Source organism: Streptomyces sp. CB02366 (genome assembly GCF_001905905.1).
In the GTDB taxonomy this organism is placed as follows: domain Bacteria; phylum Actinomycetota; class Actinomycetes; order Streptomycetales; family Streptomycetaceae; genus Streptomyces.
On record NZ_LIVT01000006.1, the window covers coordinates 113723 to 139457 of the forward strand.

22 protein-coding genes and 1 tRNA gene are annotated in these 25735 nt (G+C 73.9%); 15 read left to right on the forward strand and 8 right to left on the reverse strand.

What is annotated here, in order from left to right:
* The first annotated feature begins 26 nt into the window (after positions 1-26).
* The 9 genes from AMK24_RS19520 (at position 27) to AMK24_RS19560 (ending at position 9219) form a co-directional block, all read left to right on the forward strand.
* Entirely contained in the window at positions 27-1229 is a 1203-nt protein-coding gene (locus AMK24_RS19520) for an inositol-3-phosphate synthase (RefSeq protein WP_199876458.1), read from the forward strand.
* Positions 1226-2788 (forward strand): SCO3242 family prenyltransferase, encoded by a 1563-nt coding sequence (locus AMK24_RS19525; RefSeq protein ID WP_384652630.1) that lies wholly within the window; start codon positions 1226-1228, stop codon positions 2786-2788. The genes AMK24_RS19520 and AMK24_RS19525 overlap by 4 nt, the downstream gene beginning before the upstream one ends.
* A complete protein-coding gene (locus AMK24_RS19530) occupies positions 2785-3687 on the forward strand; it encodes a sugar phosphate isomerase/epimerase family protein (protein WP_073770080.1) in 903 nt (300 codons plus the stop codon). The genes AMK24_RS19525 and AMK24_RS19530 overlap by 4 nt, the downstream gene beginning before the upstream one ends.
* A complete protein-coding gene (locus AMK24_RS19535; RefSeq protein ID WP_073770081.1) occupies positions 3681-4346 on the forward strand; it encodes an EboA domain-containing protein in 666 nt (221 codons plus the stop codon). Before AMK24_RS19530 ends, AMK24_RS19535 begins: the two co-directional genes overlap by 7 nt.
* On the forward strand, positions 4346-5194 hold the full coding sequence (locus AMK24_RS19540) for a TatD family hydrolase (protein ID WP_073770082.1): 849 nt from the start codon (positions 4346-4348) through the stop codon (positions 5192-5194). The genes AMK24_RS19535 and AMK24_RS19540 overlap by 1 nt, the downstream gene beginning before the upstream one ends.
* Positions 5195-5198: 4 nt before the next feature.
* Complete coding sequence (gene eboE, locus AMK24_RS19545; protein WP_073770083.1) at positions 5199-6374, forward strand: metabolite traffic protein EboE; 1176 nt, start codon at positions 5199-5201, stop codon at positions 6372-6374.
* Positions 6371-7789, forward strand: a complete 1419-nt coding sequence (locus tag AMK24_RS19550; RefSeq protein WP_073770084.1) for a nucleotide pyrophosphatase/phosphodiesterase family protein — start codon at positions 6371-6373, stop codon at positions 7787-7789. The genes eboE and AMK24_RS19550 overlap by 4 nt, the downstream gene beginning before the upstream one ends.
* Positions 7790-7852: 63 nt before the next feature.
* The gene (locus AMK24_RS19555; protein WP_073770085.1) at positions 7853-8923 is read left to right on the forward strand and encodes a sugar phosphate isomerase/epimerase family protein; all 1071 of its coding nucleotides are present in this window, start codon (positions 7853-7855) and stop codon (positions 8921-8923) included.
* A gap of 208 nt (positions 8924-9131) precedes the next feature.
* Positions 9132-9219: transfer RNA gene (locus tag AMK24_RS19560), tRNA-Leu, on the forward strand.
* Positions 9220-9305: 86 nt separating this feature from the next.
* Here the strand turns inward: AMK24_RS19560 and AMK24_RS19565 are convergent.
* A complete protein-coding gene (locus tag AMK24_RS19565) occupies positions 9306-9662 on the reverse strand; it encodes a hypothetical protein (protein ID WP_073770086.1) in 357 nt (118 codons plus the stop codon).
* A 187-nt stretch (positions 9663-9849) separates the two neighbouring features.
* Here AMK24_RS19565 and AMK24_RS33970 point away from each other — a divergent pair, with 187 nt between their 5' ends.
* The 6 genes from AMK24_RS33970 to rbsD all read left to right on the forward strand — a co-directional run bounded on the left by AMK24_RS33970 (position 9850) and on the right by rbsD (position 16286).
* Positions 9850-10023 (forward strand): hypothetical protein, encoded by a 174-nt coding sequence (locus AMK24_RS33970; protein ID WP_158072162.1) that lies wholly within the window; start codon positions 9850-9852, stop codon positions 10021-10023.
* Positions 10024-10361: 338 nt separating this feature from the next.
* Positions 10362-11378 (forward strand): LacI family DNA-binding transcriptional regulator, encoded by a 1017-nt coding sequence (locus tag AMK24_RS19575; protein ID WP_073770088.1) that lies wholly within the window; start codon positions 10362-10364, stop codon positions 11376-11378.
* A complete protein-coding gene (locus AMK24_RS19580) occupies positions 11375-12961 on the forward strand; it encodes a sugar ABC transporter ATP-binding protein (protein ID WP_073770089.1) in 1587 nt (528 codons plus the stop codon). Before AMK24_RS19575 ends, AMK24_RS19580 begins: the two co-directional genes overlap by 4 nt.
* On the forward strand, positions 12951-14906 hold the full coding sequence (locus AMK24_RS19585) for an ABC transporter permease/substrate-binding protein (RefSeq protein WP_073770090.1): 1956 nt from the start codon (positions 12951-12953) through the stop codon (positions 14904-14906). The genes AMK24_RS19580 and AMK24_RS19585 overlap by 11 nt, the downstream gene beginning before the upstream one ends.
* 70 nt (positions 14907-14976) lie before the next feature.
* Complete coding sequence (locus AMK24_RS19590) at positions 14977-15900, forward strand: ribokinase (RefSeq protein WP_073770091.1); 924 nt, start codon at positions 14977-14979, stop codon at positions 15898-15900.
* Positions 15897-16286 (forward strand): D-ribose pyranase, encoded by a 390-nt coding sequence (gene rbsD, locus AMK24_RS19595; protein WP_073770092.1) that lies wholly within the window; start codon positions 15897-15899, stop codon positions 16284-16286. Before AMK24_RS19590 ends, rbsD begins: the two co-directional genes overlap by 4 nt.
* Positions 16287-16346: 60 nt before the next feature.
* Here the strand turns inward: rbsD and AMK24_RS19600 are convergent, their stop codons facing one another.
* The 7 genes from AMK24_RS19600 to AMK24_RS19630 form a co-directional block, all read right to left on the reverse strand.
* Positions 16347-17150, reverse strand: a complete 804-nt coding sequence (locus tag AMK24_RS19600) for an N-formylglutamate amidohydrolase (protein WP_073770093.1) — start codon at positions 17148-17150, stop codon at positions 16347-16349.
* 75 nt (positions 17151-17225) lie between these two features.
* Positions 17226-18206, reverse strand: coding sequence for a sphingomyelin phosphodiesterase (gene sph, locus AMK24_RS19605; protein WP_073770094.1), 981 nt, complete (start codon positions 18204-18206; stop codon positions 17226-17228).
* 338 nt (positions 18207-18544) lie between these two features.
* Complete coding sequence (locus tag AMK24_RS19610) at positions 18545-19051, reverse strand: DinB family protein (RefSeq protein WP_073770095.1); 507 nt, start codon at positions 19049-19051, stop codon at positions 18545-18547.
* Between the two features lie 201 nt (positions 19052-19252).
* Positions 19253-19936 carry a class F sortase gene (locus AMK24_RS19615; RefSeq protein WP_073770096.1) on the reverse strand — a complete coding sequence of 228 codons (684 nt, stop codon included), beginning with the start codon at positions 19934-19936 and terminating at the stop codon, positions 19253-19255.
* A 113-nt stretch (positions 19937-20049) separates the two neighbouring features.
* A complete protein-coding gene (locus AMK24_RS19620) occupies positions 20050-20547 on the reverse strand; it encodes a hypothetical protein (RefSeq protein ID WP_073770097.1) in 498 nt (165 codons plus the stop codon).
* A gap of 104 nt (positions 20548-20651) precedes the next feature.
* Positions 20652-22583, reverse strand: a complete 1932-nt coding sequence (locus AMK24_RS19625) for a sensor histidine kinase (protein WP_242435207.1) — start codon at positions 22581-22583, stop codon at positions 20652-20654.
* Between the two features lie 145 nt (positions 22584-22728).
* On the reverse strand, positions 22729-23436 hold the full coding sequence (locus AMK24_RS19630) for a response regulator transcription factor (RefSeq protein ID WP_073770099.1): 708 nt from the start codon (positions 23434-23436) through the stop codon (positions 22729-22731).
* Positions 23437-25735: the final 2299 nt, after the last annotated feature.

Genomic DNA, 25735 nt, shown 5'->3' on the forward strand with positions numbered 1-25735 from the left:
CCCGCCCCGCCCCAGGGAGGCAGCCCGTGACCGCTCACGCCGACCGCGAAGGCCGAACCGGCACCCCAGGCCGAACCGGCGCCCCGCCCACCCCCGGGGCTCCCGGCCCCGCGGGAGCCCCGGGCCGCACCGGGGTCTGGTTCATCGGAGCACGCGGCTCCGTGGCGACCACCGCCACCGCGGGATGCGCCGCCATCGCCGCGGGCCTGCACCCGCCGACCGGCATGGTCACCGAGACGCCCCCCTTCGCCGACAGCGGCCTGCCCGCCCTGACCGACCTGGTCTTCGGCGGCCACGACACCCTCGACTGCCCGCTGTCCAAGCGGGCCGAGGCCCTCGCCGACGGCGGCGTACTCCCGCACGGCCTCCCCTCCGCCGTACGCGCCGAACTCGACGCCGCCGACGCCGAGATCCGCCCCGGCGGGCCGCTCCCCGGCGACACCCGCACCGACCGGGAACTGATCGCCGCGTTCGCCGCCGACATCACCGACTTCACCCGCCGCCACGGCCTGGCCCGCACCGTCGTCGTCAACGTCGCCTCCACCGAACCCGCACCCGGACCCGACGACCCCCGGCTGCCGGCCAGCTCCCTCTACGCCGCCGCCGCCCTGCGCGCCGGCTGCTCCTACGCCAACTTCACCCCGTCCACCGGACTGCGCACCTCCGCGCTCACCGACACCGTCGCCGACTGCGGCCTTCCCCGCGCCGGACGCGACGGCAAGACCGGCCAGACGCTGCTCCGCTCCGTACTCGCCCCGATGTTCCTCCAGCGCGCCCTCGCCGTACGGGCGTGGTCCGGGACGAACCTGCTGGGCGGCGGCGACGGAGCGGCGCTGGCCGATCCGGCGGCGGCCGCCGCCAAGAACGCCGGCAAGGAACGCGTTCTGGCCGACACCTTCGGCACCGCCCCCGAGGGCGAGGTGCACATCGACGACGTGCCCGCCATGGGGGACTGGAAGACCGCCTGGGACCACATCGCCTTCGACGGCTTCCTCGGCTCCCGTATGATCCTCCAGACCATCTGGCAGGGCTGCGACTCGGCCCTCGCGGCCCCGCTGGTGCTGGACCTGGCGCGGCTGCTCGCCCGCGCCCACGAGGCCGGGATCAGCGGCCCCCTGCCGGAGCTGGGCTTCTACTTCAAGGACCCGGACGGCGGCGCCCCGGCGGCGCTCGCCGAGCAGTACGCCGCGTTGCTCGCCTTCGCCGAGCGGCTGCGGGGCCGGGCGTGAGGCGGCGACCGAGGCTCCTGCCCGCCGCACTCGCCCTGGTCCTGCCGGCCGTCCCGGACGGGCGGCGCAACGGCTACGCGCACGGCGTGGGGAAACCCGCCGTGGCCGAAGACCGCCTGTCCGGTGCGAGTGGGACTGCGCCCGCACCGGACAGGCCCGCACCGGCCCCCGCGGGACGGAACGGAGAACGGGGCGCGGAGGCCGGTACGGTCCGGGGCGGGGGTTCCGATCGGGGCGCGGGCCCCGGCTCGAAAAGACTGGGTGCGGGCGCCGGGGGCGACCCGGCCCCCGACCGGGCCACGACCCGGGAGCGCCTGCGGGCGTGGGCCGAACTGCTGCGCGTCTCCGCCCTGTTCTCCGTACCCGGGGACGCCCTGGCGGGTGCGGCGGCGGCGGGCCGTCGGCCCGGCCGGTCCACCGCACTGGCGATCGGCGCGTCGCTGTGCCTGTACGAGGCCGGGATGGCGCTCAACGACTGGGCCGACCGCGACGAGGACGCCGTGGACCGCCCGCACCGGCCGATCCCCTCGGGCCGCGTCAGCCCGGCGGCGGCCCTGGGCGCGGCCGGAGCGCTGACCGCCGCCGGCCTCGCCCTGGCGGCGCGTGCCGGACGCCCCGCGCTGACTGTCGCCGCGGGCCTGGCCACCACGGTCTGGGCCTACGACCTCCGCCTGAAGCACACGAAGGCGGGTCCAGCGGCGATGGCGGCGGCCCGCTCGCTGGACCTGTTGCTGGGCGCGACGGCGACGGTCGCCGAGGGGGCCGCACCGGCCGGAACGACGCGGGGAGGCAGCCCGCTCGACAACGTTGCCGGACGCGGGCGGGCGACCTCGAAGGCCGCCCCCCTGCGGGACGCGTGGGCGGCGGCCCTCCCCGCCCTGCCCGCCGCGCTGGTGCTCGGGGCGCACACGTACGGCGTCACCGCCGTCTCCCGCCACGAGGCGCGGGGCGGCTCCACCGGCACGCCGCTGGCGGTGCTCGCTACGACGACGGTGCTCGCGGCGGCGGTACTGGGGGAGTGGCGGTGGCGGGACCCGGCGTCCGGCAGCCCCCGCCCGACGGGTCCCGCCACCGGCACGACGCGGGCAACCGCGGGCACGGTGTGCGCCGTTCCCGACGCCGACCCCACGGGGGCGGGTCTTCCTCCCGCAGGGGCACACCCCGCTCACGCCCGTCCCGCCCCGCGTCCGGGCGGCCCCCGGCCGGCCGACCCGGGCACGGGCTCGGCACGTTCCGCCCGCCTCCGCGACCTGCTCGGCCACGCCGCCGGTCCCGACCGCCTCCGCGACCTGCTCGGCCGGGCGGCGGCCCGCCCCGACCGCCTCCTGGCCATCGGGTTCACCGCCGCCTACCTCCGTACCGCCGGGCCGCCCCTCCTGCACGCCGCGCTGAACCCGTCACCGCCGCTGACCCGGCGCGCCGTCGGAGGAGGCATCCGGGCCATGATCCCGCTCCAGGCCGCGCTCGCCGCCCGCGCCGGGTCGCCCTCCACCGGTCTCGCCCTCATGGGGCTCGTCCCCCTCGCCCGCAGCCTCGCCCGGAAGGTGAGCCCCACATGACCCTCCACCTCGGCTACGGAACCAACGGACTCACCGACCTCCGCCTCGACGACGCCCTCGGCCTGCTGGCCGACCTCGGGTACGAAGGCGTCGGCCTGACCCTCGACCACATGCACCTGGACCCCCTGGCCCCGGACCTCGCCGAGCGCACCCGCCAGGTCCGCCGCCGGCTCACCTCCCTGGGCCTGCGGGTCACGGTGGAGACCGGGGCCCGCTACGTCCTCGACCCGCGCCGCAAGCACGGCCCCTCCCTCCTCGACCCGGACCCCGACGCCCGCGCCGCCCGCACCGCCCTGCTGGTCCGCGCCGTTGACGTGGCCGGCGAACTCGGCGCGCACGCCGTCCACTGCTTCAGCGGCATCACCCCGCCCGGCACCCCGACGGACACCGCGTGGAAACGGCTCACCGAGGCGATCACCCCCGTCCTCGAAGCCTCCGACCGCTCCGGCATTCCCCTCGCCGTCGAACCCGAGCCCGGCCACCTCCTCGCCACCCTCGCCGACTTCCACCACCTGCGCGGTCTGCTCGGCGACCCGGGCCCGCTCGGCCTCACCCTCGACATCGGCCACTGCCAGTGCCTGGAGGACGCGTCCCCGGCGGACTGCGTCCGGGACTCCGCCCCCTGGCTCCGGCACGTCCAGATCGAGGACATGCGGCGCGGCGTCCACGAGCACCTCCCGTTCGGCGACGGGGAGATCGATTTCCCGCCCGTGCTCGCTGCCCTCGCCGCCTCGGAGTACCGGGGCCTCACCGTCGTCGAGCTGCCCCGCCACTCCCACACCGGCCCCGAACTGGCCCGCACCTCCATCGACTTCCTCCGCGCCGCGCTGTCCCGGGAGGCCACGACGCGCGCCGCGCCGGACCGTGCCACCACGACGAAGGGGGCCGCCCCGTGCTGACGTCCCGCAAGGAACTCGACGCCGAACTCGGCGGGGCCGCCCGCGCCTGGCTCGACGAAGCCCTCGCGGAGGCCGCCCACGAAGCGGCCCGCACCGACGCCCCCGGCCCGTACGCGTCCCCGCCGTGGGAGCTGCGCTACGCCGCCGCCGGACGGCACTGCGGCCCGGAGCACGCCGACTCCGTGCGCTCCCTCCTGCTCGTCGAGGCCCGTGCCCCGCTCGCCTCCCTCGTCCGGCTCTACGAACAGGGCACCGCCGCCGAACGCCGGGCCGTCCTGCTCACCCTGCACCTCCTCGACCTGGGCGACACCGCCCTCGCCCTCGTCGAGGACGCCCTGCGCACCAACGACACCCGGCTGGTCGCCGCGGCGGTCGGCCCCTACGCCGCCGCTCACCTCGGCCCGCACGCGTGGCGGCACGCCGTACTGAAGTGCCTGTTCACCCAGGTGCCGGTCGCCTCCGTCGCCCGGCTCGACGAGCGGGCCCGGGGCGACGCCGAACTCGCCCGCATGCTGCACGACTTCGCAGCCGAACGCACCGCCGCCGGCCGCCCCGTTCCCGAAGACCTGCGTACGGTCCTCGCCCTCACCGCCCCGCCCGACGCGGACGGCCACCCGGGGCCGCCGACCGCGGCCCCCGCCCCCACGGAGGAGTCCTGATGCGCATCTTCGACCCCCACATCCACATGACCTCCCGCACCACCGACGACTACCGGGCGATGTACGAGGCGGGCGTCCGCGCGCTCGTCGAACCCTCCTTCTGGCTGGGCCAGCCCCGTACCTCGCCCGCCAGCTTCTTCGACTACTTCGACGCACTCCTCGGCTGGGAGCCCTTCCGCGCCTCCCAGTACGGCATCGCCCACCACTGCACGCTCGCCCTCAACCCGAAGGAGGCGAACGACCCCCGCTGCACCCCCGTCCTGGACGCGCTGCCCCGCTACCTCGTGAAGGACTCCGTCGTCGCCGTCGGGGAGATCGGCTACGACTCCATGACCCCCGCCGAGGACCACGCCCTCGCCACTCAGCTCCAACTCGCCGCCGACCACGGGCTGCCCGCCCTCGTGCACACCCCGCACCGCGACAAGCTCGCCGGCCTCCACCGCACCATCGACGTCGTCCGCGAATCGAACCTCGCCCCCGAGGCCGTGCTGCTCGACCACCTCAACGAGACCACCGTGCGGGCCGCCCTCGACAGCGGCTGCTGGGCCGGGTTCTCCATCTACCCGGACACCAAGATGGACGAGGACCGGATGGTCGCCGTCCTCAAGAACCACGGCGCCGAGAAGATCCTCGTCAACTCGGCCGCCGACTGGGGGAAGAGCGACCCCCTCACGACCCGCAAGGTCGCCGACGCCATGCTGAAGGCAGGCTTCACCGAGGACGACGTCGACCAGGTCCTGTGGCGCAACCCGGTCGCCTTCTACGGCCGGAGCGGCCGACTCCACCTGGACGTCCCCGCCCCCGACGCGCTCCACGAGGGCAACTCCATCCTGCGCGGCGGGGAGTGAGGCCATGCGCTTCCGCCATCCCGACGGCTCCACCGTCCACCTCGCCTACTGCACCAACGTCCACCCCGCCGAAACCCTCGAAGGGGTCCGCGCCCAGCTCCGCGACCACTGCGAACCCGTCCGCCGCCGACTCGGCCGGGACCGGCTCGGCATCGGCCTCTGGCTCGCCCGCGACGCCGCCCGCGCCCTGATCAACGACCCCGCCGAACTCCGCGCCCTGCGCGCCGAACTCGACGGTCGCGGCCTCGAAGTGGTCACCCTCAACGGCTTCCCGTACGAAGGATTCGGCGCCGACGAGGTCAAGTACCGGGTCTACCGGCCCGACTGGACCGAACCCGACCGCCTCGCCCACACCACCGACCTCGCCCGCCTCCTGGCCGCCCTGCTCCCCGACGACGCCACCGAGGGCTCCGTCTCCACCCTGCCGCTCGCCTGGCGCACCCCCTACGACGGCGACCCCGAGGCCGCCCGGACCGCGCGCGCCGCCCTCACCACGCTCGCCCGACGCCTCGACGCCCTCGCCGAACTGACCGGCAAATCCATCCGCGTCGGCCTCGAGCCGGAACCCGGCTGCACGGTGGAGACCACCGCGGACGCCATCGCCCCGCTCACCGACGTCGGCCACGACCGCATCGGCATCTGCGTCGACACCTGCCACCTCGCCACCTCCTTCGAGGATCCCGGCGCCGCACTCGACGCCCTGACCGCCGCCGGCATCCGCATCGTCAAGTCCCAGCTCTCCGCCGCCCTCCACGCCGACCACCCCCATCTGCCCGAGGTCCGCGCCGCGCTCGCCGCCTTCGTCGAGCCCCGCTTCCTGCACCAGACCCGCACGAGCACCGCCGCCGGACTGCGCGGCACCGACGACCTGGACGAAGCCGTCGCCGGCGGGGCGCTCCCCGACTCCACCCCCTGGCGCGCCCACTTCCACGTACCGCTGCACGCGCCCCCCGCGCCCCCGCTGTCCTCGACGCTCCCCGTGCTCCGCGACGCGCTCGCCCGGCTCGTCGGCGGGCCCGCGCCCCTGACCCGCCACCTGGAGGTGGAGACGTACACCTGGCAGGCCCTGCCCGCCGAACTGCGGCCCCGCACCCGCGCCCAGCTCGCCGACGGCATCGCCGCCGAACTCACCCTCGTCCGCGACCTCCTGGTCGACCTCGGCCTCAAGGAACTGCCATGAGCGCTCCCGACCCCGGCACGGAAACCGCCCAGGGGACCGGCGGCCCCACCCCCCTCCTCGTCCTCGACGTCGTCGGCCTCACCCCCCGGCTCCTGGCCCACATGCCGAACCTCCGGGCCCTGGGGGAGCAGGGCGCGAAGGCGCCGCTCTCCACCGTGCTGCCCGCCGTCACCTGCGCCGCCCAGTCCACCTTCCTCACCGGCGCCATGCCCGCCGAACACGGCATCGTCGCCAACGGCTGGTACTTCCGCGAACTCGGCGACGTCCTGCTCTGGCGCCAGCACAACGGACTCGTCGAGGGCGACAGACTCTGGGACGCCGCCCGCCGCGCCCACCCCGGCTACACCGTCGCCAACATCTGCTGGTGGTACGCGATGGGCGCCGACACCGACTGGACGGTCACCCCGCGCCCCGTCTACTACGCCGACGGCCGCAAGGAACCCGACTGCTACACCCGGCCCCCCGCCCTGCACGACGAACTGACCGACAAGCTCGGCACCTTCCCCCTCTTCCACTTCTGGGGCCCCGGCGCCGACCTGGTCTCCTCGCAGTGGATCATCGACGCCACCCGGCACGTCATCGCCACCCGTACCCCCGACCTCGCCCTCTGCTACCTGCCGCACCTCGACTACGACCTCCAGCGCTACGGCCCCGACGACCCCCGCTCCCACCGGGCCGCCGCCGACCTCGACCGGGCGATGGCCCCGCTGCTGGCCGACGCCCGCGCCGAGGGGCGCACCGTCGTCGCGCTCTCCGAGTACGGCATCACCCGCGTCGACCGGCCCGTCGACATCAACCGCGCCCTGCGCCGCGCGGGCCTGCTGGAGGTCCACACCCAGGACGGCATGGAGTACCTGGACCCGATGGCCTCCCGCGCCTTCGCCGTCGCCGATCACCAGCTCGCCCACGTCTACGTACACCGCCCCGAGGACCTGGCGGCGACCCGGGCCGCCCTCGCGGATCTGCCCGGCATCGAGCAGCTCCTCGACGACGAGGGCAAGAAGGCGCACCACCTGGACCACCCCCGCTCCGGCGAACTGGTCGCCATCGCCGAGAAGGACGCCTGGTTCACGTACTACTACTGGCTCGACGACGCCCGCGCCCCCGACTTCGCCCAGCTCGTCGAGATCCACCGCAAACCCGGCTACGACCCCGTCGAGCTGTTCATGGACCCCCAGGACCCCTACGTCCGGGTCAAGGCCGTCTCGGCGGTCGCCCGCAAGAAGCTCGGCCTGCGCTACCGCATGGCGGTCGTCCCCCTGGACCCCTCGCCCGTCCGCGGCAGCCACGGCCGCCTCCCCGAGAGCGACGACGACGGTCCGCTCATCCTCTGCTCCACCCCCCACGCGTTCACCGACCGGGTCAGGGCCACCGAAGTGAAGCCCCTGCTCCTCCAGCTTGCCGGACTGCACTGACAACGCCCGGCACCGCACCGCTCACCCCCTGTCACCCACGCCACCCGAGGGAGTCACGCGAACATGAGCCGCACCTCCAAGGACACCGAACTCGCCCGCAGACTGAGCCGCCGCACCGTCCTCGGCGTCGCCGCCGGGGCCGCCGCCGCCACCATCGCCGGCACCGCGAGCGCCCGGGCCGCCGGCCCCGACCACGGCAGAGGACACGGCGCGGGCCACGGCCACGGGCACGGCAAGGGCAAGCCCGTCCTGCCCCCCGGCCGCCTCGGCATCCAGCTCTACAGCCTCCGCGACCAGGTCTCCACCCTCGGTTTCGGCCCCGTCTTCTCCGAACTGGAGAGGTACGGCTACGACGAGATCGAGTTCGCCGGCTACACCCAGGGCTCGGCGGGCCCCATCACCCTGGCCCAGCTCAAGCGGCTGGCCGAGGACCACGGCCTCGACCCGATCGGCAGCCACGTCGGCTACTACAACGACGGCGACCCCGGCGCCTACACCTTCGCCCAGAACCTGGAGAAGGTCCTGGACGACGCCCAGGCCCTCGGCCTCAAGCACATCGGCACGGCCTCCGGCCCGTTCCGCTACGGCACGACGGTCGACGGCTGGAAGCGGGCGGCCGAGGACTTCAACACGTACGGCGCCGCCGCCCGCCGGCGCGGCATGAAGTTCTACCAGCACAACCACGCCGAGGAGTTCTCCTTCGCGACCGACCGGCCGAACGTGCGCCTCTACGACGTGCTGCTGGCCGAGACCGACCCGGACCTCGTCTACCTGGAGATGGACGTCTACTGGGCGTACTGCGCCCAGTTCCGCTTCAGCAAGCGCGTGGACGGCACCCCGGCCCCGCTCGACCCGCTGAAGTACGTCATGAAGCACCCCGACCGCTACCCGCTGTTCCACGTCAAGGACGGCGTACGGGACGACACGACGCGCGACGGCTACCGCATGGCGGACGTCGGCGACGGGGACATCGACTACAGGACGTTCCTGTCCGAGGTCACCGGCCGCACCCACCGGGGCCGCAGTTACCACCACTGGCAGACCGAGCACGACAACCCGGCCGACTCGCTCGCCTTCGCCCGCAAGTCCAGCGAGCACCTCCACTCCCTGCGCTCGGGCCGCTGCGGCGACTGACCCGCCACGCCACCCCCCTCACCGGCCCGGCCCACGGAGCCGGGCCGGTGAGGAGCGCCCGCTGCGCCCGGCCCGCGACCGGGAAGCCGAGAGCCCCACCGGCCCGCCCCACCGCACTGACCACCGGATATGCGGGTGAAGGGCACGCCGAACCCCTGGTATTGTTTTCCATGTCGCCGCGGGGAACACACCGCGAACGACACACCCGGTCCGGGTGGCGGAATGGCAGACGCGCTAGCTTGAGGTGCTAGTGCCCTTTATCGGGCGTGGGGGTTCAAGTCCCCCCTCGGACACCAGCTGAAAACCCCACATCACGTGGGGTTTTTCGCGTTTCGGGGCCAAGGCGCGCCCCGGCGGCCCGCAGGGCGGGTCACATGGCGGGTCACATGGCGGAGAACGCGGCGATCGCGAGGACCAGAGGGACCGGGCAGGCCAGGGCCCCCAGGAGGAGGCTGCGCGTCTCGCCCGGCATGCGCCGCACCGCCGGCGCCCGGCAGACCGCGACGAGCGCGCCCGCACCACCGCACAGGACCGCGGAGCAGCACAGCGGAAAGCCGCCGATCGACGCTCCCTCCGCCGCGGCCCACAGCGTGGTCATCCCGACCAGGAAGGCCAGCCAGGAGGCGGACAGCGAGGTGAGCAGCCACAGTCCGGCGGAGAGGAGTACCACGCCGGTGCGTCGGGGCGGAGGAGCGATTCGGGCCGGTCCGTAGAGGGCGCCGTAGGTGCGGGAGTCCATCCTCCGATCCTCGCCGGTCCCCCGCCGCCGGGCGTGAGGCCGATGACTCAACCCAGTGCGAGCCCGTACTCACCCCACCGGTGGGCTGGCCATGTCGAGGGCAGTCGACGTGCCGAGGGCCGCCGTCGGGGTGCGCCCCCGGTGCGTGACGTGCTGGGTTTTCCGTCCTCGGGCGGTGGCGTATCCGGTGATCACCAGTCCGGCCGGGGTCCAGACGGTCTCCTCGGTCCTGTCCGGCGGCGACGACCTGGACCGGCGGGTAGAGGAGAGGCGGGAGATCCTGCTCCCCGGACTCGTCCCGGCCGACCGCAAGAGGAAGGTGGCCGGCCTGCCGAACCCGGGCGTCCCCGGGACGGGATGACCCGGCGGGGCGGCCGGGCGGGCTGAGGCCGCCGCCTCGGGCCGGGCGGACCGAAGCCCCCGTCCCGCCCACCGTCCTCCCGCGTCGCGCTTCTCGTCCCCCTGGCCCCGCCCTTCTTCCCGCCGTCCCCTTCCGCCCTCCTGCCCCTCCTGCCCCTCCTGCCTCTCCCGCCCCTCCCGTCACGATCTGGTCTCGGCCACGAGAGGGGGTCTTGTTTTTGGCCATGGAATCGATTCCAATCGTCCGTGTAATCGATTCCATGGCGTCGTGCCACCGGTCCGCGACCGGTCGCCCCCGGGTTTCGAGGTGTACGGAAACCACAAGGAGGTGGTCCGGACATGGCGGGCATCAAGGATGTCGCGGCCGAGGCGGGCGTGTCCGTCGCCACGGTGTCGCGCGTGCTGAACGGCCATCCGTCCGTCAGCCAGGAGGCGCGTACCCGTGTCCTCGCCGCCGTCGAAGCCCTCGGCTACCGGCCCAACGCCGTGGCCCGCTCGCTGCGCACCGCCCAGACCCGCACGCTCGGCCTGGTCATCAGCGATGTGCTCAACCCGTACTTCACCGAGCTGGCCCGCTTCGTCGAGGAGGAGGCCCGCGCGCTCGGCTACAGCGTCATCATCGGCAACGCCGACGAGCGGCCCGACCTCCAGGACCACCACATCCGCACGCTCATCGACCGCAGGATCGACGGCCTCCTCGTCTCGCCCGCGGACGGCGGGAGCCCGCTGATGCGGGACGTCGCCCTGAGCGGCACCCCGATGGTCTTCGTCGACCGATGGATTCCCGGCATCGACGTCCCCGTCGTCCGCGCGGACGGCCGGGGAGCGGTCGGGGACCTCGTCGCGCATCTGCACGGCCTCGGCCACCGCCGGCTCGCCATCATCGCCGGGCCCGCCGCCACCACCACCGGCGACGAGCGCGTCGCGGCGTTCCGGGACGCGCTGCGAGAGCTCGGGATCGCCCTGCCCGACTCCTACATCGGCCAGGGCGACTTCCAGGCCGCCAGCGGGCGCCGGGCCACCGATCGCTTCCTGGACCTGGCCGAACCGCCCCAGGTCGTCTTCGCCGCCGACAACCTGATGGCCCTCGGCGCGCTGGACGCGATCCGGGCGCGCGGGCTGCGGGTGCCGGACGACATCGGGCTCGCCGCCTTCGACGACATCCCGTGGTTCGTCCACACCGACCCGCCGATCACCGCGATCGCGCAGCCCACCGCCGACCTGGCGCGGGCCGCCGTGCGCGCCCTCGCCGACCGGATCGAAGGACGGGCCCCGCAGTCCGTCACCCTGCCCGCCCGCCTCGTCGTACGCCGCTCGTGCGGCGAGGCCGCACCGAACGAGAGGAGCGACCGTTGACCGCCCCGCAGAAGCAACGGGAGACAGCCCCCGACGAGTTGCTGCGCATCGAGGGTCTGCGCAAGACCTTTCCCGGCGTCGTGGCGCTCGACAACGTCGACTTCGAGCTCCGCAGAGGCGAAGTGCACGTCCTGCTCGGCGAGAACGGCGCGGGCAAGAGCACGCTCATCAAGATGCTCTCCGGCGCCTACCGCCCCGACCGCGGCCGCATCCTGGCCGAGGGACGCGAGGTGCGCATCGAGAGCGCGCAGGACGCCGAACGGCTCAAAATCGCCACCATCTACCAGGAGTTCAACCTCGTACCCGACCTCACCGTCGCCGAGAACATCTTCCTGGGCCGCCAGCCGCGCCGTTTCGGTCTCGTCGACCACCGCCGGATGCGCCAGGACGCGACGGAGCTGCTGCGCCGCGTCGGCCTCGACGTGCGCCCCGAGACCAAGGTCCGTGAACTGGGCATCGCGCGGCTCCAGATGGTGGAGATCGCCAAAGCGCTCAGCCTGGACGCCCGGGTCCTGATCATGGACGAGCCGACCGCCGTGCTCACCTCCGAGGAGGTCGACAAGCTCTTCGCGATCGTCCGCCAACTCCGCGAGGACGGCGTCGGGATCGTCTTCATCACCCACCACCTGGAGGAGATCGCCGCCCTCGGCGACCGCGTCACCGTCCTGCGCGACGGCCGCAGCATCGACCAGGTCCCCGCCTCGACGCCCGAGGACGAACTCGTCCGGCTCATGGTCGGCCGCAGCATCGAGCAGCAGTACCCGCGCGAACGCCCCGACAGAGGCGAGGCGTTGCTGTCGGTGCGCGGGCTCACCCGTGACGGCGTCTTCCACGACGTCAGCTTCGACGTCCACGCCGGGGAGGTCGTCGGCCTCGCCGGACTCGTCGGCGCCGGGCGTACGGAGGTGGCCCGCGCGGTGTTCGGCGCCGACCCGTACGACGCGGGCACCGTCGACGTACGCGGCGAGCGCCTGGCCCGGCACGACGTCCCCGCGGCGATGGGCGCCGGGCTCGGGCTCGTACCGGAGGACCGCAAGGGCCAGGGCCTGGTGCTCGACGCCTCCGTGCAGGAGAACCTGGGCCTGGTCACGCTGCGCTCGGCCTCCCGGTCCGGGTTCGTCGACCTCACGGCACAGCGCACCGCCGCCGCCCGCATCGCCGAGCAGCTCGGGGTCCGCATGTCCGGCCTCGACCAGCACGTGCGGACCCTGTCCGGCGGCAACCAGCAGAAGGTCGTCATCGGCAAGTGGCTGCTGGCCGACACCCGGGTCCTCATCCTCGACGAGCCCACCCGGGGCATCGACGTCGGCGCCAAGGTCGAGATCTACCAGCTCATCAACGAACTGACCGCCTCCGGGCACGCCGTCCTGATGATCTCCAGCGATCTGCCCGAAGTGCTCGGCATGAGCGACCGGGTGCTCGTCATGGCCCAGGGCCGCGTCGCCGGGGAGCTGACCGCCGGCCAAGCGACCCAGGACGCGGTGATGGCCCTCGCCCTCGCCGCCCCGACGCCCGGCGAGGGCCCCGCCCCCACCGGACACCCCGCACCGAAGAAGAAAGAGGAGGGCCCCCGTGGCCACTGAGACAGCCAAGAGTGACGCGGGTACGGGCGGATCCTCCGTGATACGCCGCATCCTGCTCGACAACGGGGCGCTGAGCGCCCTGGCCGTCCTGGTGGTGGCGATGTCGCTGCTCTCGGGCGACTTCCTGACCACCCAGAACCTGCTGAACGTCGGTGTCCAGGCGGCCGTCACCGCCATCCTCGCGTTCGGCGTCACCTTCGTCATCGTCTCGGCGGGCATCGACCTGTCCGTGGGCTCGGTCGCCGCCCTGTCCGCGACCGTCCTCGCCTGGTCCGCGACCTCCGCCGGGGTGCCCGTCGTCCTCGCGGTCGTCCTCGCGGTCCTCACCGGCATCGCCTGCGGCTTCGTGAACGGCGCCCTCGTCTCGTACGGCAAACTCCCGCCGTTCATAGCGACGTTGGCGATGCTCTCGATCGCCCGTGGCCTCTCGCTCGTCATCTCGCAGGGCAGCCCGATCGCCTTCCCCGACTCCGTCTCATGGCTGGGCGACACCCTCGGCGGCCGGCTTCCCGTGCCGGTCCTCGTGATGATCGCCATGGGGCTGATCACCGCGCTGATCCTCGGCCGCACCTTCATCGGCCGCTCGATGTACGCGATCGGCGGCAACGAGGAAGCGGCCAGGCTTTCCGGGCTCCGCGTCAAGCGCCAGAAGATCGTCATCTACGCCCTGTCCGGCCTCTTCGCCGCCGTCGCGGGCATCGTCCTGGCCTCGCGCCTCGTCTCCGCCCAGCCGCAGGCCGCGCAGGGGTACGAACTCGACGCCATCGCCGCCGTGGTCATCGGCGGGGCGAGTCTGGCCGGCGGCGTCGGCAAGGCGTCCGGCACCCTGATCGGCGCGCTCATCCTCGCCGTCCTCCGCAACGGCCTCAACCTCCTGTCCGTCTCGGCGTTCTGGCAGCAGGTCGTCATCGGCGTCGTCATCGCGCTCGCCGTCCTGCTCGACACCCTGCGCCGCAAGGCCGGTTCGGGCGCGGCCTCCTCGGCGGGCGCCGCCCCCGGCGCACCCGGCTCCGGCCGGAAGAACGCGCTCAAGCTCGGCGGGGCGGCGCTCTGCGCGGTGATCGTCGTCGGCGCGGTCTCCTACTTCAACTCCGGCTCCTCCGGCGGCACGACGAAGGTCGGCATGTCGCTGTCCACTCTGAACAACCCCTTCTTCGTGCAGATGAAGGAGGGCGCGCAGGCGGAGGCGGAGAAGGAGGGCGTCGACCTCACCGTCACCGACGCCCAGAACGACGCCTCCCAACAGGCCAACCAGCTCCAGAACTTCACCAGCTCCGGCGTCTCCTCCATCATCGTCAACCCGGTGGACTCGGACGCCGTCGGGCCGGGCGTCCGCAGCGCCAACAAGGCGGACATCCCCGTGATCGCCGCCGACCGGGGCGTCAACAAGGCGGACACCGCCACCCTCGTCGCCTCCGACAACGTGGCGGGCGGCAGGCTCGCCGCCGACGCGCTGGCCGACAAGCTCGGCGGCAAGGGCAGCATCGTCATCCTCCAGGGCACGGCGGGCACCTCCGCCAGCCGTGAGCGCGGCGCCGGGTTCGCGGAAGGCCTCAAGGCGTACCCGGGCATCAAGGTGGTCGCCAAGCAGCCCGCGGACTTCGACCGCACCAAGGGCCTGGACGTCATGACGAACCTCATCCAGTCCCACCCCGGCGTCACCGGCGTCTTCGCCGAGAACGACGAGATGGCCCTCGGCGCGGCCAAGGCGCTCGGCAGCAAGGCCGGGAAGTCCGTCTCCGTCGTCGGTTTCGACGGGACCCCGGACGGCCTGAAGGCGGTCGAGGCCGGCACGCTCTACGCGTCGGTCGCCCAACAGCCCGCCGAACTGGGGAAGATCGCGGTCCGGAACGCCGTGAAGGCCGCGAAGGACGAGAAGGTCGCGAGCACGGTGAAGGTGCCGGTCAAGGTGGTCACCCGGGAGAACGTCGCCGACTTCTCCTGATCCCGGCCACGCACGCCGCACCCCCTACCGCCCCGCCGCTCCCGGCCCGACGAAAGCAGGGAACACGCCCATGCACGACCACGCCCCCGACGCCCGGTACGACCTGCTGGTCGTCGGATCGGCCAACGCCGACCTGGTGATCGGCGTCGAGCGCCGCCCCGCCCCCGGCGAGACGGTCCTCGGCTCCGACCTGGCCGTCCACCCCGGCGGCAAGGGCGCCAACCAGTCGCTGGCCGCCGCCCGCCTCGGCGCCAGGACGGCCCTGCTCGCCCGGGTCGGCGACGACGACCACGGCCGCCTCCTGCTGGAGAGCCAGCGCGCGGCGGGCGTGGACACGGACGGCGTCCTGGTCGGCGGGGCCCCCACGGGGGTCGCGCTGATCACCGTCGACCCGTCGGGCGACAACAGCATCGTCGTCTCGCCGGGGGCCAACGGCCGCCTCACCCCCGAGGACGTCCGGGCGGCGGCCCCGCTGCTGGCCGCCGCCCGGGTGATCTCCGTACAGCTGGAGATCCCGTTGGCGACGGTGGCCGAGACGGTACGCGGCCGGGGGCCGGAGACCCGGCTCGTCCTCAACCCGTCGCCGCCCGCCCCGCTCCCCGCCGACGTCCTCGCCGCCTGCGATCCGCTCGTGGTCAACGAGCACGAGGCGCGGTACATCCTGGGCGACGGTGCGGGGCGGACCCCGCAGGACTGGGCTCCGGCCCTGCTCGCGCTGGGCCCGCGCTCGGTCGTCATCACCCTGGGGGCGGCGGGCGCGCTGGTGGCGGACAGCCGTACGGACTCCCTGGACCACCTGGTCGGGCCGCGGGTCGAGGCCGTCGACACCACGGGCGCCGGGGACGCGTTCACGGCGGCCCTGGCCTGGCGGCTGGGCCGGGGCGACGGGCTCCGGGAGGCGGCCGCCTTCGCGGTCCGCGTGGGCGCGGCGGCCGTCACGGCACGGGGGGCGCAGGACGCGTTTCCGACGCTGGAGGAGGTCGACGCGCTGTGAAGAAGTCGGGCATCCTCAACCGCCACCTGTCGGGCGCGCTCGCCGAACTCGGTCACGGCGACGGCGTCCTGGTCTGCGACGTCGGCATGCCGATCCCGCCCGGACCCCGCGTCGTCGACCTGGCCTTCCGCGCCGGCATCCCGTCGTTCGCGGAGGTACTGGACGGCCTGCTCGACGAGTTGGTCGTCGAGGGCGCGACGGCGGCCGAGGAGATCCGCGGGGCCAACCCGGAGGCTGCGGCGCTCCTCGACAGCCGTTTCCCCGGGCTGGGGCTGGTTCCGCACGCCGGGCTGAAGGAGCTGACGGCGACGGCCCGCCTGGTGGTCCGCACGGGGGAGGCCCGGCCGTACGCGAACGTACTGCTGCGGTGCGGGGTCTTCTTCTGACCGCCCGAGCGAGGACGGCGGGGCCGGGGAACCCGGAAACGATTCCCCGGGCCCGGCCGGTCAGTACGGACCCGCCGACTCCACCAGCCCCGCCAGCGCCCCCGCCAGCGCGTCGAGCCCCGCCCCCGCGGCCCCGCCCGGCTCGGTCATGTACGTGTCGCGGCGGATCTCGATCATCAGGGCTGTGACCCGCCGGTCCGTGCCGTAGTGCTTCAGCGGGACGTAGGCGCCGGCGAAGGGGGAGTCGACCCCCGTGCCCCCGAAACCGGCGAACGCCTCTTCCGCCAGGGAGCGCAGCCCCGCCGGGGTGTGGAACGGGTCCGTGCCCAGGCAGACGGGCGGCCGGGGGCCGGCCCCGTGGAGCTCGTACGGGAGCGGCGCGGTGGGGTACGAGTGGACGTCGATGATCACCGCACGGCCCGTGGCGGCGATCCGGGCGTCGACCGCCTCCGTCATCGCCTCGGCGTACGGACGGAAGTACGCCGCCAGCAGCGGTTCCGGGTCCGTGTCCGGGGCGCGCAGCCGTTCGCGGTGGGTGGTGTGCGTGTACACCGCGCCCATGCCCGCGGCGCGCATCTCCTCCCGTTCGTCCGGGAAGCGCTCGGGGTCGACGACCAGCCGGGAGAGGCCGTTGACGAAGCGCCAGGGCCGGACGGCGCAGGCGTCGGCCGCCCGGCTCGCCAGCTCGGCGGTGTGGGAGTCGGTGATGTGGTCGAGTTCCCGCTCCAGAGCACCGTCGTCCAGCAGGATGCCGCCGCGTACGTCCTCGGGAATCGTCCGGGATCCGTGCGGCACGTGCAGCAGCACGGGGGAGCCGGGGCTTCCGGGGTGGATGCGGAACGACGGCGGGGAGGCGGTGCTCATGGAGCGGGTCCTTCACGGGCGGGGGGCCGGGGCGGGCTCCGGCGGGACGGGCCCCCGATCGTCCCACGCGTGGCGTCAGCCGACGGAGCCGATCACCGGGTAGTGGTCGGACAGGTTCGTGTACGTGTACTCCTTGCCCCAGCTGGACACCGTCCAGGGCGCGCTCTCCTCCTTGACCACGTCGTTCTTCCAGCCGGCCGGCTTGGCGTGGCCCGTGCGGTGCAGGACGTGGTCCAGGTCCTCGCGCGGGTCGTCGGGGTAGCGCTCGGAGGCTATGGAGTTGTCGCGGGTGTCGAAGGAGTACGGGTGGCCCGTCCGGGACTCCGGGGCGGACAGGCCCGCGTCGGCGAGGAACGACGCGTACTCGGCCGAGTGCCCGTCCACGTTGAAGTCGCCCGCCACGACGACCTGTTCGGAGGCCGGGATGTTCTTCGCGTCGAGGAACGCGTCCATCTGCTTGAACTGCCGGCTGCGCATCTGCGCCGCCTGGCCCGCCGAGCAGCCGGGGTCGGTCGACTGGGCGTGGGTGCCGACGACGTGGACCCGGGCGCCGTTGACGTTCAACACCGTATAGGCGAAGCCCTTGTTCGAGAACCAGTCGCCGCCGCACGCGTCCTTGAAGACGAACTGCTCCTTGCGCACGATCGGCCACTTGCTCAGGATGGCCACGCCGCCGTCCTCCGGCGTCGTCGCCGCGTACGAGCCGCCCGTCGCGTCCCAGCCGCTCTTGCTCCGGCCGACCACCGGGGTCCGGTACGGGTACTGGGCGGCGGAGTTGCGCAGCAGCGCGTCGGAGGCCCCGTTGTCGAAGGCCTCCTGGACCACCACGACGTCGTTGCCCCGGAAGAACGACGCCTTCGGGATCTCGGCCGCTCGGTGGTCCTGCCCCCAGTTGGGGTAGAGGTTCTTGCTGAAGAGGAACGCGTTGTACGAGAGCACCCGCAGGGGCGGGGTCTCGGCGGCCGCCGCCTGCGGGGCGTTCACGGCGAGGGTGGCGGTGGCGAGCGCGGCGGACAGGGCCACGCCGGTCAGGCGGCGGGACGCGGTGTTCGGCACGAGGTCTCCTGGGGTCGAGGGGGCGTACCGGGCGGTCCCCATCCAAGCAGCGGCAGTTACTCACGGGTAGACGCCGGATGGCACGAGTCTGTCCGGCCGGATGCCATCCGGGTCACCGGGCCGGCCGTACCGCCTCCCGGTCGCGCCGAGGTCGGCCGGGGCGTGGTGCCGGGCGAAGCTCCTGCGCCGCCTCAAGAGGTGTCGTGCCGTGGCGACGAGGTACGACAAACTCGCGGTTGGCTACGAGTCAACTGCCGTGATCGCAGCCATCGATGACCGGCCGCAGTCCGCATGCGGCCGCCTTTCGCGGAACACCTGAGATCGAGCGCGGCAGTGCGTCATCTGCCGGTGGAACCGTCAGCCTGCTCACGAAGGATGTCCGCGTGGCCCGCGTGGCGAGCCGTTTCTTCGATCATGTGCACCAGCACCCATCGCATCGATCGCACGGCGCCCGCTGTGCCTGCCGCCCGAGCGCAGGGACGGCTCAAGTCGCCACAGCGCTCGATGATCTCGTTGGACCGTTCGGTGGCACTGCGGTAGGCAGCGAGGAGACTGTCCGCGCTGTCCCCCTCGGAGAGATCCATACTGAAGTCCGGATGCTCGACATCGGCACCCTCGAAGGCCCAGGCGAACCAGTAGAGCTCTGCCGCCGTCAGGTGCTTGACCATGCCGAAAACACTGGTGCCAGAGGGCACTCCGGGTGTTCGGCCCTGCCTGTCGTCAAGGCCTTGTGCCTTTCCGGCCACTGCTTCGCGGACGTAGTTCAAGAACGCGACCAAGGTCGACTTCTCGTCGGAGTCGCTGCCAGGGGGGCCTGTGTCACCGCGTTGTTGCGTCTCTGCCATCGAGGCACACTAGCTTGATCCACTTTCGAAACGCCCCCTAAAGGTTGTTGCGGAACTGGACGAACGCTGATTACCCGCCATGATCCGAGTCCTCACGAGCGTCGGTTCGCCCGCTTTCGCGGGTGCTCGTGACGCTGACGGTGAAGTGCTCCGCGGTCTCTGCTCCCCTTCTGCGACAACCTTGAGGAGACGCCGCCCCTTTCAGGCCAAGGAGCCGTACACGACGAGGTTGTCGACCGTGTGGCCCTCGGCGTCGAACTCGCCGTCGCAGGTGATGAGCCGCAGGGTGCTGTCCTTCGTCGGACCGTAGATCCTCCGGGTGGGGAACGCCTTCTTGCTGACCGCCTCCTTGCCGGTGACCGTGTACCGCAGGGTCTTCCCCGCCCCGTCCCTGACCAGCACCTCGGCGCCCTCGCGGATGGTCTTGAGGTCGTGGAAGACGGCACGTCCGAAGCGGGTGTCGTTGTGGCCGATCAGCACGGCCGGGCCCGGTTCGCCGGGCGCGGACCCGCCGCTGTACCAGCCCACCGTCATGCCTTTCTCCGCCGGCGGCACCTCGACCGTGCCGTCCGCGTTGAGCCCCAGCTCCATCAGGGTGCTCCGCACGCCGATGGAGGGGATCGAGACCTCGACGGGCGCCGACCGGGTCGCCCCGTCCTTCCCGGCGGGGTCCGCCGATTCGTTCGAGCCGGTGGCACCGGCGGCTGTGTCGGGCCCCGGGCGGGAGCCGCCCTGTGCGGCGGGGGCGGAGGCGGACGGTCCGCCGGACGCGTCGGCAGCGGGCGCGGAGGGCCCGGCGGACGAGCAGCCGGTCAGCGCGGCGCAGGCCGCGAGGGCGGTGAACAGGGCGGCCCACCGGAAGCGGTGGGGCGTACAGGACGGCACAGAGGACTCCGGAACGGGGTGGGGAGGGAGGGGGGCGGCGCGGACCGACGCGCGGGCGTGGCGCCGCCCCGGTACGGGACGGCGCCACGCTCATCGGTGGGAAGCGGTGCGGGTCAGGCGGTGCGGCCGGCCGCCGAACGGCGGCGCAGCACGATCGTGCCCGCGCCCGCGAGCAGCACGGTGCCGACCGCCGACCCCGCGAGGACGGTGGTGCCGGTGCCGTCGCTGGTGACGGGCCGCTCGCCCGCCGCGACGCCGCCGCGCGGAACGGTTCCCGCCGGGCCGGCCTCCTTGGGCGCGGGCGCCGGGGCCTCGCCCGCCGCGACGCCGCCGCGCGGTGCGGTCGCCGGCGCGGCCTTCTCGGGTGCGGGCGCCGGGGCTTCGCCTGCCGCGACGCCGCCGCGCGGCATCACCGCGGGGGCGGAGTCCTTCGGGTCTGCCGGGGCGGGCTTGCTCCGATCCGAGGACGGCGCGGCCGGGGCGGGCGCCGACGCCACGGGCTTCGGTGCGGTGTCGGCGGAGGCCGCGGTGGCCGGCACGAGCACCGCACCGGCCGCGACGGCGGCGAGCACGGCACCACGCAGCGTGCGGCGGGAGGGGAAAGCGGTCATACGGATTGCTCCATTCCATACTCGGCCCCGTGACGGTCCCGGATGCCGGTTCGCACCGGGAGCGGGGCATGCCGCCAGGCTGGCGTGGAGATATGAAGAAGCTGTCAGATCGCTGTGGTCATCCCATCAGGGGGTGTCGCGGGCAGCCGGAGGACGAACGTCGAGCCCGCGCCCTCGGTGCTGACGGCGCCCACCGTGCCCCCGTGGGCCTCGACCAGTTTGCGCACGATGGCCAGGCCCAGACCGCTCCCGCCCGTGCGGCGGCTGCGGGACTTCTCCGCGCGCCAGAACCGGTCGAAGACATGGGGGAGATCCGCGGCGGGGATGCCGGATCCGGTGTCCGCCACCTCCACCAGCACCGTCCCGCCGCCCTCGTCGCAGACGTCCGCGCGCAGGGTCACCCGGCCGCCCTCCGGCGTGTGCCGTACGGCGTTGGACACCAGGTTGCCCACCGCCTGCCGGAGCCGGACCGGGTCCGCGCACAGCTCCGGGCCCGGGGCGGCGGCCGTGACGACGAGCGTGACGCCCGCCTTCTCCGCCCGCGCCTGATGGGCGGCGGCCACCTGGCCCAGCAACTCCGGGACCTCGACGGCCTCCGGGTGCAGACGCAGCGCCCCGGCGTCGGCCTCCGCCAGGTCCTGGAGGTCGTCGATGATGTGCTGGAGCAGCACGGCTTCCTCCAGCAGCGAGGAGACGAACGCCGGGTCGGGGTCGGCGAGTCCGTCCTGCGCCGCCTCCAACCAGCCCCGGATGTTGCTCAGCGGGGTGCGCAGCTCATGGGCGACGTCGCTCACCATGGCCTTGCGCTGCTCCTCCAGCCGCGCCCGGTGTGCGGACATGTCGTTGAACGCCGCCGCCAACCGTGCGACCTCGTCGTCCCCCGTGACGGGCACCGACGCGGGCTCCTCCCCGTCCCGCATCCGCTGCGCCGCCCCCGTCAACGCGTGCAGCGGGCGCACCAGCCGGGCTCCGGCGAACACCGAGGCGCCCACGGTGAGGGCGAGCACGAGTGCCGCCGCCCCGGCGATCCTGGCGGTGTTCGCGGGGGAGAGGTCGAATCCGGGCAGGGTCGCGCCCCCCTCGTCGCCGATGAAGAGGAGGGCGGGGGAGGCCACGTACGAACTGAGCTGTTCGCTGCGCGCCGTGCCCACACAGGACGCGATGGCCCGGTCGTTCTCCCCGGTGCGCTCCGGGCCCTCGACCGAGGGCCCGGGCTCCTGCGGAGGGGCGTCACCCGGGGCGGGCGCGGGCGCCGGCCGCGGGACCACCGGCCCGGACGCGTCCGGCACGGCCACCGGGACCGGATCGCCCCACGACAGATCGTTGTTCAGCCGTACGCCCTCGCGGCCCTGCCGCTCCAGGCAGGCGTCGGCCAGCTCGGTGAGCGCGTCGAGCGCCTTCCGCTCCGAACGCGTCGGCGTGTCCAGGTCCGCGAGATCGCAGCGGGCGCCCAGCGCGCGCTCGGGGTCGTTGCCCACGACCTGCACCCGGGGGCGGCCGCTCGCGCCGACCACCACGTCGGAGGCGATCCCGGCCCGGTTCAGACACTCCACCTGGTCGTCGGCCTTGCGCCGCAACGCCGCGCTGTCGGCCGCCGACAGCCGGAACGGCCCCACCGCCCGGGGATCGATCCGGTCGGCCGCCGCGCTCCGCCCGTCGGCGCCGCGCGTCGCCAGGACGGTGTCCACGGACAACGGGTCCACCACGGCGGACGCCTGCGGCGGAAGCGCCGGGGCGTCCGCCCCGGTGGCGGAGTCGGCGAGCGGCTGCCGGCTCTGCGTGGTCAGCGCGACCCGGCGGCCCGACTCCCGGGCCAGCTCCCGCACCGTGGCTCCGACCCCGTCCCAGGTCGGGTTCCGTGCCGCGTACTCCAGCAGGGTGTCGTAGATCCGGGCGTCCGCGGTGAGGTTCTGCCCCTGCTCCTGCTTGATCGCGCCCGAGGTGGTCTGGACGGCGATCCAGGCGGTGGCCGCCACCGAACACGCGGCCACCAGCGCCGAGACGGCGAGCAGCCGCCCGAGCAGACTCCGCCGCAACGGCACCCGTGCCCGCCCCGCCGCCCGTCGCCCCCCACGGCCGCCAGGACCGGCCGGAGCGTCGCGGCCCCCGGCCCCACCGGCCTCGCCGTGACCGCCCTCGGCCCCCGCCCCGGCCCCGCCGCCGTGACCCGCCGTCCGTGCCCTACGCACGGGGGCCGGTCCTGGCCGGGTCGGTCAGCTTGTAGCCGACGCCGAAGACGGTGAGCAGCCGTTCCGGACGTCTCGGGGCCCGTTCGATCTTCTTCCGCAGGTTCATCACGTGCACGTCGACGGTCCGGGCGCTGATGTAGCGGTCGAATCCGTGCAGTTCCTCCAGCAGCCGCTGCCGGCTGAACACCCGGTCCGGGCCCGCCGCCAGGGCCGCCAGGATCCGGAACTCGCCCGGCGTGCACTCTACCGCCCCGCCCTCCACGGACACCTCGTGCCGCTCGGGATCGATCACCAGGGCGCCGACGCGCAGGACGGGGTCCTCGGCCGCCGGCTCCGGAGAGGGCGACCGCCGGGCGCGCCGCAGCAGGGTGCGGACGCGGGCCATCAGCTCGCGCGGGCTGTACGGCTTGGTCATGTAGTCGTCGGCCCCGAGGTCGAGACCGAGCAGCAGATCGTCCTCGGTCGAGCGCGCGGTCAGCATCAGCACCGGCAGTTCCCGGCCCTCGGCCCGCAGGACCCGCACCACGTCCAGGCCGTCGGTGCGGGGCATCATCACATCGAGGACGAGCAGATCGGGTTCCCGCTGCCGGACGGCGTCGAGCGCGGCCCGGCCGTCGCCCACGATCCGTACGGTGTGACCCTCCCGTTCCAGATAGCGGCGTACCAGCTCGGCCTGCTTCCCGTCGTCTTCGGCGACCATGACGTCTGCGCACACGCCCCCGATCGTAGAGCGGCGGGACTACAGTGCGAGACCGGGGCGGGTTCCGGTGGACGGGGGCCCGGAAGGGAACCGGCACGTTCACCCGTCCGAGGGTGGCCGCACCGGTGGAAGGAGACGGGTTGAACAGCCTCGGTACCGACGGCGGCGGAACGGCGTACAACACGGTGTCGGGGGACGCCGTCATCGTCGGGCCCGTCCTGATGGCACAGCACATCGAGGGCCTGCGGCTGCCGGAGAGGGCCCCCGACGCCCCGCCGAGCCAAGGGCCACCGCCCAGCCGGGTGTTCGTCAACCGGACGAAGGAACTCGCCGGTCTGCGGGACGCGGCCGTGGCCCTGGCCGGCGAACCGGAGCCCGGAATACTGCTCGTGGTCGGCGTCGGCGGGGTCGGCAAGACGCAACTCATCGCCCAGAGTGTGCGACGGGAACTGAAGCAGATCTTCCCGGACGGGCAGCTCTACGTCGATCTGGAGGATCTGCGGCGCGACGGCGTCGTCGATCTCGCCGCCGTCCTCGGCCGGTTCCTGCGCGCCCTCGGGGTCAGCAGGGACTATGTGCCCGCCGGGCTCGCCGAGTGCACGGCCCTCTTCCGCAGCGTCGCCGCCGGTAAACGCCTCCTCGTGATGGTGGACAACGTCCAGCACGCCCCGGAGGCGCGGGCGCTCGTGCCGCCGAGCGGGCTGCTCGTGGTGATCGGCCGCCGGGTCCTGCCGTCGCTGTTGATGGACGGGGCCGTGCTGATCGGCGTCGACCCGCTCGACGAGGCGGCGGGGACGGAGTTGGTGCGCCGCTGGCATGCCGACGCCGACGAGAGGACGGCCGCGGACGTCGTGCGGCTGTGCGCCGGGCATCCGTTGGCTCTGCGGGCCGCGGTGGAGTGGCTGGCGGCGCGACCGCACCTGACCCTCGACGACGTGGTACGCGATCTGGCGGCCGCCGGCCGGTACGGCACAGGCGGCGGGCCGGACACGGGGGGCGACGGCGGGCGGGAGGCGAGGGCGGCGGCCATGGGCGCGAGCGGGGGGCCAGGGGAGAGCGGGGACGGTGTGGGCGAAGCGGTCGACGCGGTGCTGGACTCGGTGCTCGCCGAGGTGTCCGAGCACACCCGGCAGCTCTACGACCTGCTCGGAGCCCTTCCCGGCACGACGGCGACCACGGATCTGCTGCGGGCCGCGGGCGCCGTCCGGGTCGACGAGGCGCTCGGCGAACTCGTCTCGTCGCGGCTCGCGGTCCTGGTGGAGTCGCCGGACCGTCCTCGGCGCTGCCGGTTGCACGATGTGGCCCGCGCCCACGCCCGGCTGCGCGCACGGGCGTCGACCGGGGACGGGCGGCGACCGGTCCTGCGGCTCGTCGTGGGCTTCTACCGGGACGCGGCGGCCCACGCGGACGCCCTGGTGCTCGGTGACCGCTTCAGGATCCAACCGCCACCGGACCGGGCCCTGGCCGAACTCTCCGTAAAGGAACCGCTGTTCGTCGACCGGTCCGCCGCACTGGACTGGCTGGACGCCGAACGCGTCAACCTGGAGCACGTGATCCGCACCGCTGCGGAGCAGGAGTGGTACGAGGACGTGTGGCGGCTGTGCGAGTCGCTGTGGTCGCTCTACCACAGCCGCAAACACCTCGCGGACTGCGTCGCCACCGGTGCGCTGGGGATCGAGGCGGCCCGGCACGAGGCCCGCCCCGATGTGGAGGTCCGGATGCGGAACCAGGTGGCCCGTGCCGCGTACGAGCTGGGCGACCTGGACCACGCGGAGGCGGAACTGGCCGCTGCCACCGAGCTGTTGGGCCTGGTCGCGGACCCCCGGTTGAGCGGTGTGGTGTGGGAGACCCGCGGCCTGCTCGCCCTGGCCCGCGACCGGGCGGACGAGGCCCGCGAACTCTTCGAACGGGCGCTGGAGGCCAACCGCGCGGTGCCGGACCCGCACGGCGTCGTCGTGCAGAGCTACAACGTCGGGCAGGCGCTGGTGGCCGGAGGGCGATGGGACGAGGCGCTCGACGTACTGGACGCGGCGGCCGGAGTCGCCCGGGCCACCGGCGACGATCCGATGCTGCCGAGGATCGAGCTGGTACGGGCACGCGCCCTGGACGGGCGCGGCGAACTGGACCGGGCGGTCGCGGCGGCCGTCGCGGCGGCCGACGGCGCGGCGGAGCTGAGGCAACTGGCCAAATTCGACCAGGCGCTCGCGCTGCTCGCCTCGCTGGCCGGGCGGGCGGGCGGAGGAAGAAACCCTGCGGGCCGCGTACGAGGAGAAGCTGCGGACGTTGCGGCAGGCGATGG